The 15964-nt window shown below is 59.4% G+C and carries 16 protein-coding genes and 1 pseudogene; 10 read left to right on the top strand and 7 right to left on the bottom strand.

Annotated elements, in window-relative coordinates; all coding sequences use genetic code 11:
- Positions 1-250: 250 nt before the first annotated feature.
- Entirely contained in the window at positions 251-550 is a 300-nt protein-coding gene (locus tag M1D34_RS30865; RefSeq protein ID WP_127509590.1) for a hypothetical protein, read from the bottom strand.
- Positions 551-932: 382 nt separating this feature from the next.
- On the opposite strand from M1D34_RS30865, the gene M1D34_RS30860 reads away from it, so the two are divergent.
- Complete coding sequence (locus M1D34_RS30860; RefSeq protein ID WP_127509593.1) at positions 933-1439, top strand: ferritin-like domain-containing protein; 507 nt, start codon at positions 933-935, stop codon at positions 1437-1439.
- 541 nt (positions 1440-1980) lie between these two features.
- Here M1D34_RS30860 and M1D34_RS30855 read toward each other — a convergent pair.
- Positions 1981-2874, bottom strand: a complete 894-nt coding sequence (locus M1D34_RS30855; RefSeq protein WP_498785126.1) for an MBL fold metallo-hydrolase — start codon at positions 2872-2874, stop codon at positions 1981-1983.
- 181 nt (positions 2875-3055) lie between these two features.
- On the opposite strand from M1D34_RS30855, the gene M1D34_RS30850 reads away from it, so the two are divergent.
- Complete coding sequence (locus M1D34_RS30850; RefSeq protein WP_498785124.1) at positions 3056-3574, top strand: SDR family NAD(P)-dependent oxidoreductase; 519 nt, start codon at positions 3056-3058, stop codon at positions 3572-3574.
- Here M1D34_RS30850 and M1D34_RS30845 read toward each other — a convergent pair.
- Positions 3502-3723, bottom strand: a complete 222-nt coding sequence (locus M1D34_RS30845; protein ID WP_498785122.1) for a hypothetical protein — start codon at positions 3721-3723, stop codon at positions 3502-3504. The two genes, M1D34_RS30850 and M1D34_RS30845, sit on opposite strands and share 73 nt — an antisense overlap.
- 314 nt (positions 3724-4037) lie before the next feature.
- Between M1D34_RS30845 and M1D34_RS30840 the strand changes: the two genes are divergently transcribed.
- From M1D34_RS30840 to M1D34_RS30805, 8 genes and pseudogenes are all read left to right on the top strand, one after another.
- Positions 4038-4367 carry a nuclear transport factor 2 family protein gene (locus tag M1D34_RS30840; protein WP_498785120.1) on the top strand — a complete coding sequence of 110 codons (330 nt, stop codon included), beginning with the start codon at positions 4038-4040 and terminating at the stop codon, positions 4365-4367.
- Positions 4274-4813 carry a DUF982 domain-containing protein gene (locus M1D34_RS30835; protein WP_498785118.1) on the top strand — a complete coding sequence of 180 codons (540 nt, stop codon included), beginning with the start codon at positions 4274-4276 and terminating at the stop codon, positions 4811-4813. Before M1D34_RS30840 ends, M1D34_RS30835 begins: the two co-directional genes overlap by 94 nt.
- A gap of 518 nt (positions 4814-5331) precedes the next feature.
- Entirely contained in the window at positions 5332-5823 is a 492-nt protein-coding gene (locus tag M1D34_RS30830; RefSeq protein WP_498785116.1) for a DUF4142 domain-containing protein, read from the top strand.
- A 369-nt stretch (positions 5824-6192) separates the two neighbouring features.
- Entirely contained in the window at positions 6193-7581 is a 1389-nt protein-coding gene (locus M1D34_RS30825) for a cytochrome B6 (protein WP_498786213.1), read from the top strand.
- A 79-nt stretch (positions 7582-7660) separates the two neighbouring features.
- Positions 7661-8242, top strand: coding sequence for a DUF4142 domain-containing protein (locus tag M1D34_RS30820; RefSeq protein WP_498785114.1), 582 nt, complete (start codon positions 7661-7663; stop codon positions 8240-8242).
- 676 nt (positions 8243-8918) lie between these two features.
- Complete coding sequence (locus M1D34_RS30815; RefSeq protein WP_498785112.1) at positions 8919-9476, top strand: DUF2934 domain-containing protein; 558 nt, start codon at positions 8919-8921, stop codon at positions 9474-9476.
- A 108-nt stretch (positions 9477-9584) separates the two neighbouring features.
- Complete coding sequence (locus M1D34_RS30810) at positions 9585-9878, top strand: DUF982 domain-containing protein (protein WP_498785110.1); 294 nt, start codon at positions 9585-9587, stop codon at positions 9876-9878.
- Positions 9879-10166, top strand: a pseudogene (locus M1D34_RS30805) (transposase); the annotation flags it as partial.
- Between the two features lie 33 nt (positions 10167-10199).
- Here the strand turns inward: M1D34_RS30805 and ligD are convergent.
- From ligD to M1D34_RS30785, 4 genes are all read right to left on the bottom strand, one after another.
- A complete protein-coding gene (gene ligD / locus M1D34_RS30800) occupies positions 10200-11951 on the bottom strand; it encodes a DNA ligase D (protein ID WP_498786212.1) in 1752 nt (583 codons plus the stop codon).
- Positions 11952-13091: 1140 nt separating this feature from the next.
- Positions 13092-13991 (bottom strand): SDR family oxidoreductase, encoded by a 900-nt coding sequence (locus tag M1D34_RS30795; RefSeq protein WP_498785108.1) that lies wholly within the window; start codon positions 13989-13991, stop codon positions 13092-13094.
- Between the two features lie 166 nt (positions 13992-14157).
- Positions 14158-14667: a hypothetical protein gene (locus tag M1D34_RS30790; RefSeq protein WP_498785106.1), complete on the bottom strand. Its 510-nt coding sequence runs from the start codon at positions 14665-14667 to the stop codon at positions 14158-14160.
- A 165-nt stretch (positions 14668-14832) separates the two neighbouring features.
- The gene (locus M1D34_RS30785) at positions 14833-15840 is read right to left on the bottom strand and encodes a chemotaxis protein CheB (RefSeq protein ID WP_498785104.1); all 1008 of its coding nucleotides are present in this window, start codon (positions 15838-15840) and stop codon (positions 14833-14835) included.
- Positions 15841-15964: the final 124 nt, after the last annotated feature.

Here is a 15964-nt window from a genome sequence, read left to right as displayed (position 1 = left end):
TTCCAAGCAAGGACTTCGCCGATCGCGTTTGCGGGGTGATTGGCGGGTGCGATCGATGACTGCGGCGAGACGGCTTGCGGGTTGAAGCCGGCCATTCATCCGCTTAGCTGAAGGCGCAACGTGCGCGGCGACAATCAAGACGAGGCTCGTCTGATTCTGATCGTCGCTGACGGCGACGAAACGTCCACATGGTAAAGGTCCGACATTGTTCGAACCGAGAGCAGCCAACCGGAAGCAGACGCGGGGCCGCTCAATATGCTCTCGGCGGAACGAACAGGCAGATCGTCTTGCCGTAATCTTTGCCAGCGGCCGAGCACCAATGATATTCGCCGTCAGGTGAAATGCGCACCCTTCTATCGCCATAAGGAACGACCTCACCGGTCGCCTCCACAGTATAGCCTTGCGGGCGCTCGCTTATCGCCGTCTGTCCCACTTCGCGACAATCCAGGTTCGAGCAGCAGGAGCTAGGATACTCCCAGCCGCTCGGAGCGTAGTGGGCGAAGACGGTCGCTGGCAGTCCGCAAAGGAGCACGATGAATATTGCGCGCATTTGCAAATCCCTTCCTCCGATCGCCCACTCGCGAAGCCTTGAGGAGACTGGGCGGCTCTCTTTCATGAGCTTCAAACCTGCGGATCGGCGAAATGATCCCGCAACCGACTCACGCCCCGCAGTTCCGAGCCGTTTTGAGCGTCGGCCGCCGTGCCGCCTATTGGCCAGCGTCCCCAGGTCACTGGAAGGTATGCTCTGCAGGGTTTCGAATGGGACACCGGAGTATCCTGGGGCAGGATGGGCTGAGCCGTTCTGGCAGGCACACGCCTGCTTCATTGCGGTCCAAAAGTTCAGTCCCCGGCGGAAGCCGGCGCTGCGAGTTGAACGGAACTTCCGAGAGATCTTCAGGTTCTACGCGAAACAGTTAGGAAAGGAACATGCAATGTCGGACCCGAGAGAACATCTACATGCATGGCTAAGGGACGCGCATGCCATGGAAGAACAGGCCATAACCATGTTAACCAGTCAATCTCAGCGACTGGAAAACTATCCGGAGCTCAAAGAGCGGATCGATAGGCACCTGCAAGAAACGCGAGATCAGGCCGCGATGCTCGAACGGTGCTTGGAACGGGTCGGCGGGGGTACTTCAAGTGTCAAGGACATCACTGCCAAGATGGTTGCCTTCGGCCAAGGCATGAGTGGTCTGTTCGTCGACGACGAGGTCGTCAAAGGCTCGCTTGCCAGCTATACCTTCGAACAGATGGAAATCGCAAGCTACAGGATCCTGATTGCCGCCGCTGAGCACGCTGGTGATCAGGAGACAAAACGCGTCTGTGAAACGATCCTGCAGCAGGAACAGGAAATGGCGCGTTGGCTTGACGAACACGTCCCTGCCATCACGCGAAGGTTTCTTGAGCGTGACCGGCAGGAGGTAACCGCGAAACATTGACGAAAAGGCGTGATCGAAAACCGCACTATATTCATCGCGGTTATGGCGCTTCGGCTTTGATTAACAACATGGAAGTTGCTTGGTCATACGCGCAGTGGAGTCCGCAGAGTGCAGCATCTTAGCCGTGATCTTGGCGACGGTTGAACAGAAATGGGAGAAGAAGCATGGTTGATAGCACGCAACATAATGAAGACCCGGCCGAGGGGTCGAGGGAAACGATCGAGCGTGAATTGGCAAGGAGTGGTCGAGACGGAGCCGGCAAGGACGGGGACCGCCCGGTACCGCGGCAGCAAGTCAGTTCAAAGACGGCAAACGAAGGAAAGCGAAAGCGCGGAGACTCCAAATCACGGTGAGGAGTCGTCCTTTCGAAGGGCGGCCAGGAAGATTTCAAGCCGTGCGCGGGCGAAGGCGGCGATTGTCTCTGCCGCGCACTTTGCAGCTTTGAACCAGATAACCGTACCGCCACTTATTGCGGCCCGCAAACGCGGCGATTTCATAGCGGATAAGATCCCTCGTCGTTTCAATGAAACAACGAAGCGATCTAGCTATACTCGCCACCCTTCCTTTCCTCGGCGGGTCTGTCGACATATTCGCCGTCATCGGGCACGGCAAGGCGATCGAAGTTCCGGGCGAGCGCATGCAGTGCGTCGCGCATTCCCGCCCCCTGCATGGCAGGGCCGTGGCCGGTGATGACCCGCTCGGGCTCTAGCCCGGCGAGCAGTTCGACCGAGGTGCGGGCGTTCTCCCAGTGCGTAGTGTAGTACATTGGCGGCCCGTGCATCTCCGGTTGCTGAACGGTAACGGCGTAGGCGGACTCCTGCCGGGTCGTTATGAAGGCGTCACCTGCGATGATCGTGCGGTCGGCCTCTCGCCAGAGCGATACATGACCGGGAGTATGTCCAGGCGTGTGAACCCAGCGCCAGCTCGGCAGTCCTGGCACGCTGCCGTCTTCGGGGAGAGTCTGAAGCCAACGGCTCACATCCACGGGGCCGCGCGGAAAGAGCGGCGAAAGCAACGACATCAGCCCGCCAGCGACAGAGGGGTCCGGTGGCGGATAGGAGGCGCTGCCGTCGAGATAGGGCCGTTCGAGCGCGTGCGCGTATACGGGAGCATCCCACCGGTTCGCAAGCTCTTCGAGAGCGCCGACGTGATCGAAGTGGCCATGCGTCATGATGATGGCGGCGGGCCGCGCGTTCGGTCCGAAACGTTCCTCGGCAGCTCCGGTGATCAAACCGGTTGTGCCCATCACCCCGGCATCAATCAGCACCCATTCGCGGTCACCGGCACCTGGCGTTCCAAAAAAGATGACATTGACAATTGCCAGCCGGCGATAGGCGAGATCGGGGCAGATCTCGTGCGTGCTGTCGTCGCGCGCTGCGTCATTCTCCGGATTTTCGGCCCGTCCATTGGGATCGAGCGGTATCTGCTGGGCCATTTGCCTGCCTCCTGTCCCGCTGATTTGGAATGAGGCCGAACAATGGACGATGCGATTGGTTCCGCAGGTACGAGAGCCGGCGAAAAAGGTCCGTGGCGTGAGGCAGATACTGGCGAACCGCCGAGAAGGAACATTGCTGTTTAGCATGGCGTTTCAATGAACGGACGCGCGAGCTTGGACGATGCGATGGCAAATCGTGACCCTTCCCGGCCGAAGATTGCCAGACTTTGCGGCGGCGCTGCTCGTGCGCTGCTCGCCAAGCGCCTGTAGGATGCGCTTTCCACTGTCCAAGGACTCGGTTGTTGTCGTCACGGGTGGATCCAGTGGCGTCGGTAGGGCCATCGCCCTCGAATTCGCTCGCAAGGGCGTCCGCCTCATCCTGACTTCCAGAGACCTGGCTGCTTTGGAAGCGGCGGCGAATGAGTTCCACGCACATGGTGCAACGGTCATCACACACGCCCTGGACATGAGCGATGTGGTGGCCGTCGAAGAACTCGGCCAAAAGGCGGTCGGCGAATTCGGACGGATCGACGTGTGGGTAAACTGTCCTGCGCTGCTTTTATTCGGCCGTTTCGAAGAGTTACCGGCTGCCGACTTTCGGAGGGTTGTTGAAGCCAATCTCATCGGTTACGCGAATGGCTGTCGGGCAGCCCTCATAGCGAGGTGTTTCAGCATCTGCATATCGCGCACACCCGTTTGATAGATTTCGATCAGCCTGGCGGCGAGCTCCTCAGCTTCTTCTCCCTCTCTTGGGATCTGATATTCATCCAAGATCTGGTCGAAGAGACTACCCAGCATCTCGACGTCGTCAGGACTGATTGCTGCGGATTCGTAACTGCGGCGTTCCATGGCGCAACTCCAGACGTGGCGTCGGAGAATCCGTCTCCGGTCGCAAGCGGGTCACATCAAAGTCGATGAAGTGCTCAGTATAAGCGTTTCCGAGCAGATTTGCAGCTTTCTTGGCGAGCCGCAACCTGACGCAACGACCGCCGACGGGTAATTTCGACGTCCGATCTCGATCTCGCACCCGGCATGATAGCCGCCCTTCTTGGTGCTCCCGGTTGCGATGGGCGCTTCCACTTCACGCCATGGGCGCGGAAAACCGGAACCAAAGTTCCTCGGGGTTGTTCACGCTATTTCCGCCACCACGAGGGAGAGCTTCCGTGCCGCGATCCACCAGTGAAGTTTTCGACAGCCATCTGAACCTGCGAATCGACCGCGATCTGGAACGGGATCTCGTCGAAAACTACTCAGAAGACGTTGTGCTTTTAACGCTGAACTCAAACATGAGCGGGCATGAGGCAATCCGTGCATCGGCTGCTCGGCTGGGAGAACAGCTCCCCGGTGCCAAGTTCGAGATTGTGGCAAAGCAGGTGAGCGGCCCCTACGCATTGTTGATATGGAGGGCGACAAGTCAGCGCTTCGATGCCGTCGAGGGCGCGGACAGTTTCGTCGTCAAGGCCGGAAAGATCGTTTTTCAGTCGATTCACTAGAGGCTAGTAGCGGGTTAGCCGCGGCCGATGTTACGTGCGGCTTTAAAATCTTCTGCAAAGTAGAATGTGTGCAAAGAAATAGGGCTGGAATTTGGAACTCGGAAAAGCCTTGCCGGTTATCGCAAGGAATACCACAGGAGGTTCCAATGAAGGAGATTCTTTGGCACGTACCTCTATCGGTCACCCTGCAAAACGGCATGGCTCGTCGGTTCACTGGCCCTTACGACGCTCTTGATTTCCTGGAGTACGAGTGGCCGTGTCATGGGAAGCGGTACCATCGTGCGGTACGCGACTGTCGTGCCGCACTGTCCGGATTAATAAGCGCCGAGGTCGCAAGAGCCTCATTCACGACCGCATGCGCCGAGGCGTCCTTGGCGTGCAGCGACGTGCACGCCGGCTGTACGTTCGAGTTGCCGGGGATTCCTGCCACCACACGGCAGTATTGAGAGACGCCAGGTTCGCTATTGCACTCCCGGTCAGGGGCGTCGCGGAACTTTCCACGAGTGGCTACATTGTAAAGGAAGGTAAGGAAGCATTGGAGGACCGCAAAATGGAAGGTCTCCTGCTAATCTTGGTTATGTCGCTGCCGCTCGGCGCGGCGCTGCTGCTCTTGTGGTGTGGCCCTGTATGGAAAGAGCGTGCCGGACCGTCCAGATTCGCAGCGATCTGGTGTGCCGAAGCCACACTCTCTGGCAGGTTCTGGACCCCCGGATGTGGAGACGGCGTATCGCGGTGTCGGACCAGCCAGTCTGGTGCCTTCCTCGCTTAGCGCCAGACGCAAGCGACGCCCGCAATGAGTGGTTGCGCCGATTTTGGCGTACTCTGCTTTCTTGTGGACTTTACCTCCCATGGCACGGCCACGATTTGATTGACGTGCGCCCTTCGCGCGATGAATGTTGTGGAACACCTCTCCGGCTGTGCGGTTAGAGCGCTTTCCGCCCTGCGCCAAAACCGGAGAATCCCCATGCGAATGATCAAGATAGCCGTTGCTGCAGCCTTCCTTGCCGGTGCGCCATATGTCTACGCGCAGCAAATCTCATCCGAGGAGTTCGTGACCATGGCCGCGAGCTCCGACATGTTCGAAATTCAATCGAGCCAACTCGCGATGCAAAACAGTAAACAGGACGGTGTGCGCCAATTCGCCGAGATGATGGTTGCCGATCACACCAAGGCCAGCCAGGAACTGAAGGCCGCCGCAGGAGAGGCCAAGATTACGGTTCCGACGCAAATGGTTGAGAAGCACGTGGCAGAGTTGGAGAAGCTCAAGAATGCGCAGGGTGAGCAGTTTGATGCGGCCTATGTGCAGGCTCAGCTCGCAGCCCACCAGGAGGCGCTGAAGCTGCTGCAGAGTTATGCCCAGGGCGGCGATAGCGCACCTTTGAAGGCGCATGCGGCGAAGACGGCGCCAGTCGTTCAGGGGCATCTGGAGCACGCGCAGAGGCTCAGCGGCGGCTAAGACGAGTCGAGCATCTGGCGTGGTGTGGCGCAGCGAGCGCTGAAGTCCCAATGCCTGCTGCGAAGGCTATGCCGACTACCTGAGGCAAAACGGGTTCAACTTCAGCGTCAAGCCGACGCAGGACCTTGCAGCGATGGGCCGCGAGGCAGGCATTCCGGACGACGTCCTTTCCTTGATAGTTTCCAGGTTCAGTCGCGGGAAAAGCTTTGTGCAATAGGCCGGTCGCTCTCCGTCGCATTCAACTTCGACTTTAACGCTGCCCCAGCGCGCGACTTGAGATTGGAACTTTTCTCCCGCTCAATCGTTCGGCGCACTTCATCGTTCCAAGCATCGTCCACCGGGGAGGAGAGCGCAATGCGGAAACAACTGATGTTGCCGGCATTCGGAGCGGTGTCGCTGGCGGTCTTGCTGTTCAGTCTGGATGCTTTCTCGGACCCACTCCCGCCGGATCTTACCTACCGGCCGCTTCCCACGCTCCCGTTTTCACAGGTGAAGGAGATAGATGAGGCGCAGAAGCCCGCCGTCATGCGACGCCAGGCCGATCTGCTTAACCGGCGCTACGACCTCGCAGACCGCCCCATGGAGGGTGTGATGATGTCGGGCGGCACCAGACCGGTGCAGGCCGGCGTCAGGGTGAAATTGCCCGACGGCGTGAGCTGGGACGAACTTGCGTCGATGACGCCTGGGGAAATCCGTGAGAAGGCGCTGTTGCCGGAAGGCTTCATGCCCTTGCCACATGTCAAACAAGCAACGGGCGGGCAGGTTTTTCCGGATCGGCAGATCGAGGAGATCGACAGACAGGAAGCACGCGACCTCCGTCGCTTCGATGCGGATTTCGATTTTCCGGATCACCTGATGCCGGAATTTCCTCCGCCTATTTTTCTGACGACGCATCCCGAGTTAGGCGACGTTTCGCGAGGCCAGTTGCTGACCATCAAGAACCACTATGAAATTTTGAACGGGATCATCACTCCGGTCCAGATGGAGGGGTTGAGGCTGCTGCTCACGCCCTTCCCCCAGGAGGAATTCAACCAGACCGAGGACAGGAAGGTCGCAGGGCAAAGTCTCGGCGTGGCCTGTCTCGATTGTCATTCCAACTTCAACACGAACGGCGCCTTCCACCTGACGCCTGACGTGCGGCCGCAGGCGTCCCGATTCCGTTTGGACACGACCAGCCTGCGCGGAATGTTCAACCAGCAGATCCACGGCTCCAAGCGTTCGTTGCGATCGGTGGAGGACTTCACCGAATTCGAACAGCGCACCGCCTATTTCAACGGCGACCACGTCAGCGCAACGCGTAAGGGCGCCAATCTCCCCGACAGGACGAACCAGGTCGCGATGATGGCGCAGATGCAGAACATCATCGATTTTCCGCCGGCGCCCAAGCTGGACTTGTTCGGCCGGCTCGACCCGGCGCGTGCGACCGATCTCGAGCTCGAAGGCGAGAAGGTCTTTCTTGGCAAGGGCCGATGCTCCGACTGCCACGTTCCGCAGACATCCTTCATGGACAATAACATGCATGACCTGAAGCTGGAGCGATTTTACGATATCGGCAAAACCGCCAATGACTTCGTTGCGCTGCCGGACGGACCGATCAAGACCTTCACCCTACGCGGCATCAAAGACACACCACCCTATCTTCACGACGGCCGCCTCATCACACTCGCTGATACCGTGGAGTTCTTCAATCTCGTGCTTGGCGTCAAACTCACCCAGCAGGAAAAAGACGCGCTCTTGGCTTACTTGCTGACGCTTTAGGTTTTTGAACTGGCGCAATTTCGAGGGCGGAAGATCGGTGTGCTTTCCCGAAATTGCCAGCCGAGCAATGGAGGAGACGATGTTCCGCTATGCAGGTTTGGGCGTCCTTGCCGCTCTTCTGACCGTTCCCGCCTCCGCTCAGATCGGCAATCCGGCGGGACTGGGCGCGGATACAAGAATGTCGGAGCCCGGTGTTCCGGCACCCCACCAGACGAACAACCAGGACAGACTGTTTGCCCGCTTGGCCGCAGCTGGTGGAATGGCGGAGGTCGACCTCGGCAAGCTTGCCGCCGGCAAGAGCGAGGCTCAGGCGGTGAAGGACTTCGCCAACCGTATGGTCACGGATCACGGCGCGGCGAACGATAAACTCAAGCAGCTCGCCGAGGCGGCGAGAATGCCATTGCCCGACAAGCTCGATGCCGAGCACGCCGCGGTCAAGGAAAGGCTGCAGTCGCTCAGTGGCGAGGCGTTCGACATCGCCTATATCAAGGCCCAGATTGTCGACCACCAGAAGACCTCGCATCTGCTGCAATGGGAAATCGCCTCCGGAGAGGACGCCGAGTTGCAGAGATTTGCCGCAGAGATCCTGCCTGGCGTTTTGCAGCACCTCGAATTGGCGCGTAACATCCATGCCAATCTCACCGGTGCCGCAACGCGGTAGCTGCCGTTTTTTCCAGGTAGCACTCGTCGGATGACCAAGCCAAGCCGCCGGTTCGAGTCGTTCAAGGCGTGGGACATCGCCGTCGACTTGCTGCCGTGGGGAGTGGACAAGCGCCGATCGTTTTGAGCGGGGGGTGATCAGTCATCCAAGGCTGGCAACATGGAAAGCTGGATTTCCGACGAAGCAGTCATTCGGCCACGAGCAGTCCCTCACCCGATCCTGAGGAAAGGGTTCGCCTTTTTGGGAAGCGTCGTGCGATCGACCATCCGGGATGAGACTTCAAAGTCCGCGTTGATCGCCGGCGCGTCTTTCGGCATGCGACGCCTGATGATTGTCCTCGAACAAGCTGTCCGATCCTGACGTGCTGTCGACTCGGTCTGTCTTTCATGAGAGGCCTGCCCGCTCTTGTCGCGAGCGGCAGCTTTGGGATGATCGTTCCGGTTAAATCGCGTCGCATTGGGCGGAGGGCGGAAGTTTGCTGTGCAGTGGACGAACGGCCGATTGCCCAGGAAACCGCCCATCGCGTCGCCGCATCCTCGGAGCCCCTGTGAGCCCCCCGCGGTAAAACGCTCAGCTTGAGCGCGGAGAACCGCTTTGATCTATGCGCGACGTAGACAATGCGCGTAATGTGTTCCGGCCAATTCTACTTGCATTAGAGACCTAGCGGGAGGAAATGATGGCAAACAGCAAAAAGCGGAACGAAGATCCGGTTGAAGGCTCGAGGGAGACGATTGAACGCGAACTGGAGCGCGATCAGAGCGGGACGGGGTCACCGAATCAAACCATCGATGATGACGAAGATCGAATTCGAAGCCGCGCCTACGAAATCTGGGAGCGCGAGGGCCGACCTGAAGGCGGCCATGAGCGCCACTGGCATCAGGCAAAAAAGAGCTTGAAGATGAAGGACGGAATTCGCCGCGGTAGGCCCAGGGTGTCCCCCAGCCTTACAGGTACTTGCGGAAGCGGCCACGGCTGGCTGTCACGAGACGCTGATCAGTTGGCGCAGGTCTTCCACGTCTCTAACGCGCGCCTGGTAGAGACTGAAGATTTTTGCTGCCAGTTCCTCCGCCGCAACACCCTCGCGGGTGAGGTGCTGGCGGTCGAGTTCCTCCTGGAGGAACTGAGACAACAGATTGACTTCATCCGATTGAAGGGAAGCGGCATATCGGCCTCCTCTCCCGCAAGCGAATGGGCGAACCAAGTTCGCGGTCGTCGGGTGAACCTGCTCTACTGAAATTGTACGCCGTTGGCGTACGGTGACCAAGAGCCGAGAATCATTGTAGCGTTGGGAACGAACTGCAGGCACCGGGGTTCTCAATACGGCCTTCGAGGAGGTCCGAAAATGAGAGAAGTATCTTGGCGTACCTCACTGTGGGTGACGCTGCAAAACGGCATGAAACGCCAGTTCTGCGGGCCGTACGACATCCTTGATTTCCTGGAGAATGAATGGCCGAACCACGGAGTGCAGCACGCACGGGCGGTCAAAGCCTGTCGTGAAGCGTTGCATCATCCGGCATATGCCAATTCCGCTAGAAACTGCTTCAGGGCAGCATGCATCGAAGCGTCATTTGCATGGAGTGAAACTGGAAATCTGGGCTCCCGAACTGAATCGAGGCTGCTGAGTCGGCACAAGTAAACCCTTAATCCCGGCGATATCGTCATTCTCGAAAATCTCGGCAGTCACAAGGGCAAGCCGGCGCCCAACGCCATCCGCGATCTCGGCGCCCATCTGTTCTTCCTCCGCCTTACAGTCCCGATCTCAATCCAATCGAGATGATGTTCGCCAAACTCAAGACCCTGCTGCGCAAATCCGACGAGCGCAGCGTCGACGCGACATGGCGGCGTGGCGGCGAAGTCCTCAAAGCCTTTCGGCCCGCACGAATGCGCCGCCTATCTCAGGCATGCAGGATATGCTTCAACCTAACAGACTTTAATCCAAGGATTTCCGGATCGAAGTTCACATCGCGCGACGTCGTCTTGGCGGACGGCTCATTGTGAATGTATCCGGTTTTATCGCGCGTTCGATTTCTTTCCACGTCACAGGTGTCGCGACGGGAAAGCCCGGACGAGCTCTGGGCGAATAGGTGCCGACTGCGGTGGTGCCGCGGCCATTCCTGAGGTAATCGAGGAAAAGTTTGCCCGGCCGGTGCGAAAGCTGTGCCGACGTGACGTAGCGGTCGGGATCGCTGCTGGCGAACTGCTGCGCCAGGCGCTTCGCACAGGCATGCACCGCATTGTGGGCCATTTTCTCCTCGAGAGGGGCCATCAGATGAACGCCCTTGCCGCCGGTAAGCTTCGGCCAGGTCTGGAGGCCCTCCGCCTGAAGAAGCTCCCGTAGGCGCAACGCGGTCTCGACGACGAACTCCCACTCGATGCCTTCGCCGGGATCCAGGTCGAAAATCAGCGTGTCGGCGTGTTCGATATCGTCGACCGTCGCCGCCCAGGGATGCAGTTCCACCGCACCGATTTCGACAAGGCCCAACAACCCCGCCAAATCATTGACCCATAACCGCACACCTTCGCCGCCCTCGCGTTTCTCAATCCGGAGCTGATGGACCTCCGGCGGTATCGGCGGCAGCGGCCCCTTGTGGTAAAAGGTGGTGCCATGGACGTGCCGCACGAGCTTCAGCGGACGGCCGCCGAGGAAATGAAGGGCGCGATCTGCCACGCGCGTCCAATAGGCTGTGAGGTCTTCCTTCGAAGGGACAACCGCATCCGGCAACAACTGCAATATGTTTTCGCGGGGAACGCGGCTAGTCGCCGACGCGGCCCCTGGCGCCTTTTTTGGAGCTCTCGATTCCTGCAGGCCCTTGAAGACGGGCTCGCGCAATAGGCCGTCATCGGTCACACCCCCGTAGTCGACCTCAGCGCAGACCTGCGGTTCGACCCAGGTCGCCTTTGGCTTGTTGATTTCGTGGGAGAGGGCGCTCTTGCCGATGATCAGCGGATTGAGCCGCTCGCGCACTTTTCGTGCGGCGGCAAGCGTGTAGCCCGTTTGAGCCTTGCCGGCATAGACGAGGCGGTCGCCCTCCCAACGCCCGAGATAGAGCGAGGCGATCCGGCGAGGTTGCGCACCAAGCTTTTCGACGAAGGCGATGATAGGAAACGCCGCGCGCTTCGTGCACTTCGCCTTCGTCCAGATTTCCTGCCGTCCCGATCGGTAGGGCGCGTCTTTGCGCTTGGACACGATTCCTTCCAAGCCCATCATGCAGGCGTGCTCGTAGACCTCGTCTCCTTCATGGACGTCGAGATGGTCGACATAGGCGAGGGTGGCGGCGCGGTCGCCTATGAGCTCGCGTAGCGCGCGCTTGCGCTCGACCAGGGGCACGCGTCTGAGGTCGTATCCGTCCAAATAGAGCAGGTCGAACGCCTGGAACGTCAGGTGCGGCGATGAGGGTTTCGCGAGCTCGCGCCGAAGCGCTTGAAAGTCCGGAAGGCCGGTCTTGCCGAAGACGGTAGCTTCGCCGTCCATCACCAGCTCGTGGTCTGCGAGTGCCTCCGCGGCGGTCGCGATTGACTTGAATTCCTTCGTCCAATCAAGTCCCGTTCGAGTGTAGATCGTGACCTTGCGCCCGCGGATGTGGAGTTGTGCTCGGTATCCATCAAACTTGATTTCATGCAACCACTCCGGACCGTCGGGCGGTCGCTTCTTCAGTGTTGGATGACAAGGCTCAATGAAGACGGGGAAGGTGGCCTTCTTCGCGCCCATATTGGCCAGACGACGGGGAGAGGCCGCTTGTTTGCCGGCTTGCGGCCGCGCGTTCTTGGCACGCCGATCCAAGACATGCCTCCATGTTCTGAACTGAGCGTTCAATCCTCACACGCGAGAATCGTTCCCGAGACTCCTTCGTTTCAAGGATGCAACGGTTTCGCACGTAAGCGAGTTTAGTGGGTGGGCCTTGCGTAGTTGTCGACGAAACGACAACGCTGGCGGGGCTGCGCCCCAACGGAGTGGCCTACAGGCGCAGAGTACCAAGCAAAAGCTGATGAAGGCGAGCGATATCCCTGCCTTCGTCGAGGAGGTGATTAAAACCGGCTGCAACAGCCGCTCTTGCCGGCGTGGGCGAGAACGTTGCGCATGAAGTGGACCCGGCAGCAACCAGCCATGGCTGCCCAGGCGAGAAAATGACGGTCGCGATTCTACAAGAAACATTGAAACTCGTTTGCCGAAGCCGCCCTGTTCGAACAACGCCCGCGGATGCCAACATTCCGCTCAGCTCAATTCCGGCCTCGCCGGCACCGCCGATCTCAATAATTCTGGCCCATGCAGAGGCGAACGCCGTTGCAGCGAGGTCTCGCAGATGACCGGCGACAGGCGGACGTTACGATGAATGCTCGCGAATACTCGGCGCGTCGCATGCCTACAGGCACCCGCCCAACAGGATCACGCGGTGGAACAATCGAGTGGCCGGTAACGGCCGCTTTCCCGGTCATGGGCTGATCCGAGTGTTCGGCCCGCACCACATTCAGATCGCGCTTCGGAGACCCGTCAAACTCAATCTTCTTTGCCGCTCCGCGGAGGAGGCGCTAAAGGCCCTGCGAGCGGTGTGCCGGCCTGATGAGCCGCAGTAGCGCAATCAGGCACGCTTTCGAGCTTTTGATGTAGTGGAGGCGATACAACCGCTGTCTCACATCAGCTCACATGACTTGACGCAAAAGTCTAGCCGAAGATGCTAGGGACGTCTGACAAGATTGGCACCGACGGCGTTGCCAGCAGACCGCAGACATATCGGTCGATCGACATCGGACGCGTGTTCTCGATACTGCAGTTCTCGAGGCACATGAATGCGAATAATATCTGAGGTATTCGCATCGACGCATCGCGGATGGCAATTGGTTGTGGTCCGAGCTACCGCCGCGTGCGGCGTCCAACATCGACTTCGGTTCCCTCCTCAATCGGGCTGCTCACCGCGCCGGGAGAGTTCGGTGCGGGTGGGGCGTCCATCTGGGTCTTGTGCATTGTCCGGGCCATTAGCGCATCGGCCGCGCTCGGAAGAAAGCGCTTCATAGCTATCTTGATAGTCCCATCCCATCCGACGATGTCCTCATCGCTGGGATCGCGTGCTGCGGCCACAATGGCTTCGGCGACGTTTTCCGGATCATGCAGAGGCGTTGGCGGTTTAACCTGGTGCCCGCTATAGTTCGCCACATGATCGAAGAAGGGTGTGTCGTGTGCCGTCGGCATGATCGCGCATATATGAATGTTCTCAAGACCTGCTTGCTTCACCTCTTGGCGCAACGCGTCGGACAACCCGATTACGCCGTGTTTTGACGCCGTATAGGCTGCGTAGTAGGGCACGCTTTCCCTGCCGAGCTCGGAAGCGATATTGATTAAGATACCTGAACCCTGCGTCTGAAACTGCCGATGTGCATGAAAGCTGCCGTAGAGGGTGCCTAATAAGTTCGTCTCGATGACTTTGGCCTGCTCTTCAAGCGGAATATCCTCAAAACGGCCGATGGCACCGACGCCGGCGTTGTTGACCCAAACGTCGATCTGGCCGAGCTCGGCAAGCGCAGCGGACGCCAAATTTGCAACCGCAACGGGGTCGCTGACATCTGTCTCAAGCGCGAGAGCCCGAACGCCAAGCGAACGACACTCCTGCGCAAGCTCTTCCAAAAGATTTTTGCGGCGTGCGGCAAGGACCAGTGAACAGCCTTCCTTGGCGAACCGACGGGCGGCGCCCTTCCCGAAGCCACTAGAGGCACCCGTAATCACGACGATTTTGCCGCTCAAATCCTTCTTAGCCATCAGATCGCTCCATTAATAGTGTGACGCCGATGCTCGTGCACAGTTCATCGGCCTCGTCACCTCCCAAGCGTTTTGCAGCCGCTCGAAACCGATAAGCTTGCAGCGGGCAAACGGTCTAGCCTGCCTTTTCGCCTTCAAGCTTTGCCTGTTTCAGGTCCTCGTCCGACTAGACACGCACATCGGGATCGGCGGTGCTATCGGTGCCAGGAGCGAAGCGCAGCTTCTCCATATAGGGAGTTGGTCTCTTTCGGCGATAGTCACCGAATTCCTTGGCGTAGTAGGCGCGGGCCTCCTCGACGCTCCTGGCGCCGGTGACGATATCGTGCATCAGATTAAGCGCCAGGAAATTTGCCTGTTCGTCATGGCACCGCGCAGATACCTCGCCGGCTGTCCGTTCCACGATCACGCTACCGTCGAACGCGGCAAGATCAGAAAACCTTTCCGGCGGCACGCGATAGTCGATGACCGACTCAACAGAGTCGTGGTGCGGGGCCGGAAAATTGTGATTGTAAAACACCTTGGTGGCGACGATCCGCTTCCAGGGGCCTGGCCGATGCCAGACGAGCTGCGTCGCGGTGACTTCATCCGGTCCATACTGCTCAATGACCAATTGTGCAGCCTCACGGGATTCTTGCGGCCAACTTTCGACGTGCTTTGAAATCGAATGTGCGGACATGATGCACCTCCAGCTTGGCGACCAACCAGCTGGCTCCCACGAAGGTTCCACGATGTCCGGTGAAACGACTCGCAAGATGGGAGAGCCGGGTGCTGCTATGCACGCGCGGCAGGAGATGCGTGTCGAAGGGAATCGTCGTATCAGCCGATCTGATTGAGCGCTTGCTCAATCTCCTTTGCCGGCAGTGGCGTCCGGCGCGCTGCCGATGATCGCGCGGCGCAGTGTTTCCGCATGCTGCCGTCCCTCATTGGCCCGCCTTCTGTTTGCGGCAGCGGCGGCGGCGAAACCGCTGCGCTGCGCATCTTCAGCCATTTTTTCGCTGAGAGTTACCCTCTCCTCGATGATCCGAAGGGCAACTCTCAGAGCCTCGTCGACGGCGCCTTCCGTCTCAGCAGCCAAAGCCTCGGACGTATAGGCATGCCCGACTTGGCAACGAAACCGCAGCGGCGGCCAGTTCTTGATCTGCGACAGCACGCCGCCGCAGGCCGGGCACGAGATCGGGACCGGGTCCGCAATGGTTCGCATCGTCTCGGAACCGATCTGCCGGCCGAGGGCGATATCGATCTCGAGCTTGATGTCGGCCGCGATGAGAATCGGCGTGCCGGCCTCCTCGCCGGTGAGCTCGACGAGGAGTGCGGCGAGACCGTCGAGGGGAGCCCGGTAATCGACGTCGCTTGCCCTCAGGGCGCCCATCGGCATGTCAGGCGCAACGGCGTCGCTCGGGTTCTGGACGACAGTCACCCCGCCGCACCTCTTGAGATCGGAAAGTCCGGCGGCCCCGTCATTCAACATCCCCGTGAGTACGACCGCGATTGCCCGTGGTCCGTAATTCAAACCGACTGATCGAAAGAGCGGGTCGACCGCCGGTCGAGCCAGGTTCTCGCGGGGGCCGCGGCCAAGCCGGATGATGCCGTCGATAACGAGGAGATGGTGATCTGCGGGCGCAACATAGACGTGGCCGCGTTCGACCCGCTCTCCGTCGACAGCGGTCGTGACGGGAATCCTGGTGTTCGCATCGAATATATCTGCGAGCAGATCCTTTCCGCGTGCGCCCACATGTATGACGACGAACACGGTGGCGGGGAAGTCACCCGGAAGTTTGCCGAGCAAGTGCTTCAGGGCTGCCACCGCGCCAAGCGAACCTCCTATGGCTATCACGTCCCGGCGGCTCATAGTATGCTCCATCGGGCAAAAACGTTCGAGGCACGGATAAGTTCGATCGCGTGGGAATCTTAGGGGGGAAGGGAAGATTTTCCCACTCGATACTATCATGGCCGACACGTCCGCTGATATAAGA

The sequence above is a fragment of the Ensifer sp. D2-11 genome (genome assembly GCF_054161295.1).
The sequence above is the reverse complement of the archived record's forward strand: the minus strand, read 5'-3'. Positions and strand labels throughout refer to the sequence as shown.

Coding starts and splice junctions, on each gene's coding strand:
- M1D34_RS30865 (WP_127509590.1), bottom strand. CDS start 550: ATGCGCGCAATATTCATCGTGCTCCTTTGCGGACTGCCAGCGACCGTC.
- M1D34_RS30860 (WP_127509593.1), top strand. CDS start 933: ATGTCGGACCCGAGAGAACATCTACATGCATGGCTAAGGGACGCGCAT.
- M1D34_RS30855 (WP_498785126.1), bottom strand. CDS start 2,874: ATGGCCCAGCAGATACCGCTCGATCCCAATGGACGGGCCGAAAATCCG.
- M1D34_RS30850 (WP_498785124.1), top strand. CDS start 3,056: ATGCGATGGCAAATCGTGACCCTTCCCGGCCGAAGATTGCCAGACTTT.
- M1D34_RS30845 (WP_498785122.1), bottom strand. CDS start 3,723: ATGGAACGCCGCAGTTACGAATCCGCAGCAATCAGTCCTGACGACGTC.
- M1D34_RS30835 (WP_498785118.1), top strand. CDS start 4,274: ATGGAGGGCGACAAGTCAGCGCTTCGATGCCGTCGAGGGCGCGGACAG.
- M1D34_RS30830 (WP_498785116.1), top strand. CDS start 5,332: ATGCGAATGATCAAGATAGCCGTTGCTGCAGCCTTCCTTGCCGGTGCG.
- M1D34_RS30825 (WP_498786213.1), top strand. CDS start 6,193: ATGTTGCCGGCATTCGGAGCGGTGTCGCTGGCGGTCTTGCTGTTCAGT.
- M1D34_RS30820 (WP_498785114.1), top strand. CDS start 7,661: ATGTTCCGCTATGCAGGTTTGGGCGTCCTTGCCGCTCTTCTGACCGTT.
- M1D34_RS30815 (WP_498785112.1), top strand. CDS start 8,919: ATGGCAAACAGCAAAAAGCGGAACGAAGATCCGGTTGAAGGCTCGAGG.
- M1D34_RS30810 (WP_498785110.1), top strand. CDS start 9,585: ATGAGAGAAGTATCTTGGCGTACCTCACTGTGGGTGACGCTGCAAAAC.
- ligD (WP_498786212.1), bottom strand. CDS start 11,951: ATGGGCGCGAAGAAGGCCACCTTCCCCGTCTTCATTGAGCCTTGTCAT.
- M1D34_RS30795 (WP_498785108.1), bottom strand. CDS start 13,991: ATGGCTAAGAAGGATTTGAGCGGCAAAATCGTCGTGATTACGGGTGCC.
- M1D34_RS30790 (WP_498785106.1), bottom strand. CDS start 14,667: ATGTCCGCACATTCGATTTCAAAGCACGTCGAAAGTTGGCCGCAAGAA.
- M1D34_RS30785 (WP_498785104.1), bottom strand. CDS start 15,840: ATGAGCCGCCGGGACGTGATAGCCATAGGAGGTTCGCTTGGCGCGGTG.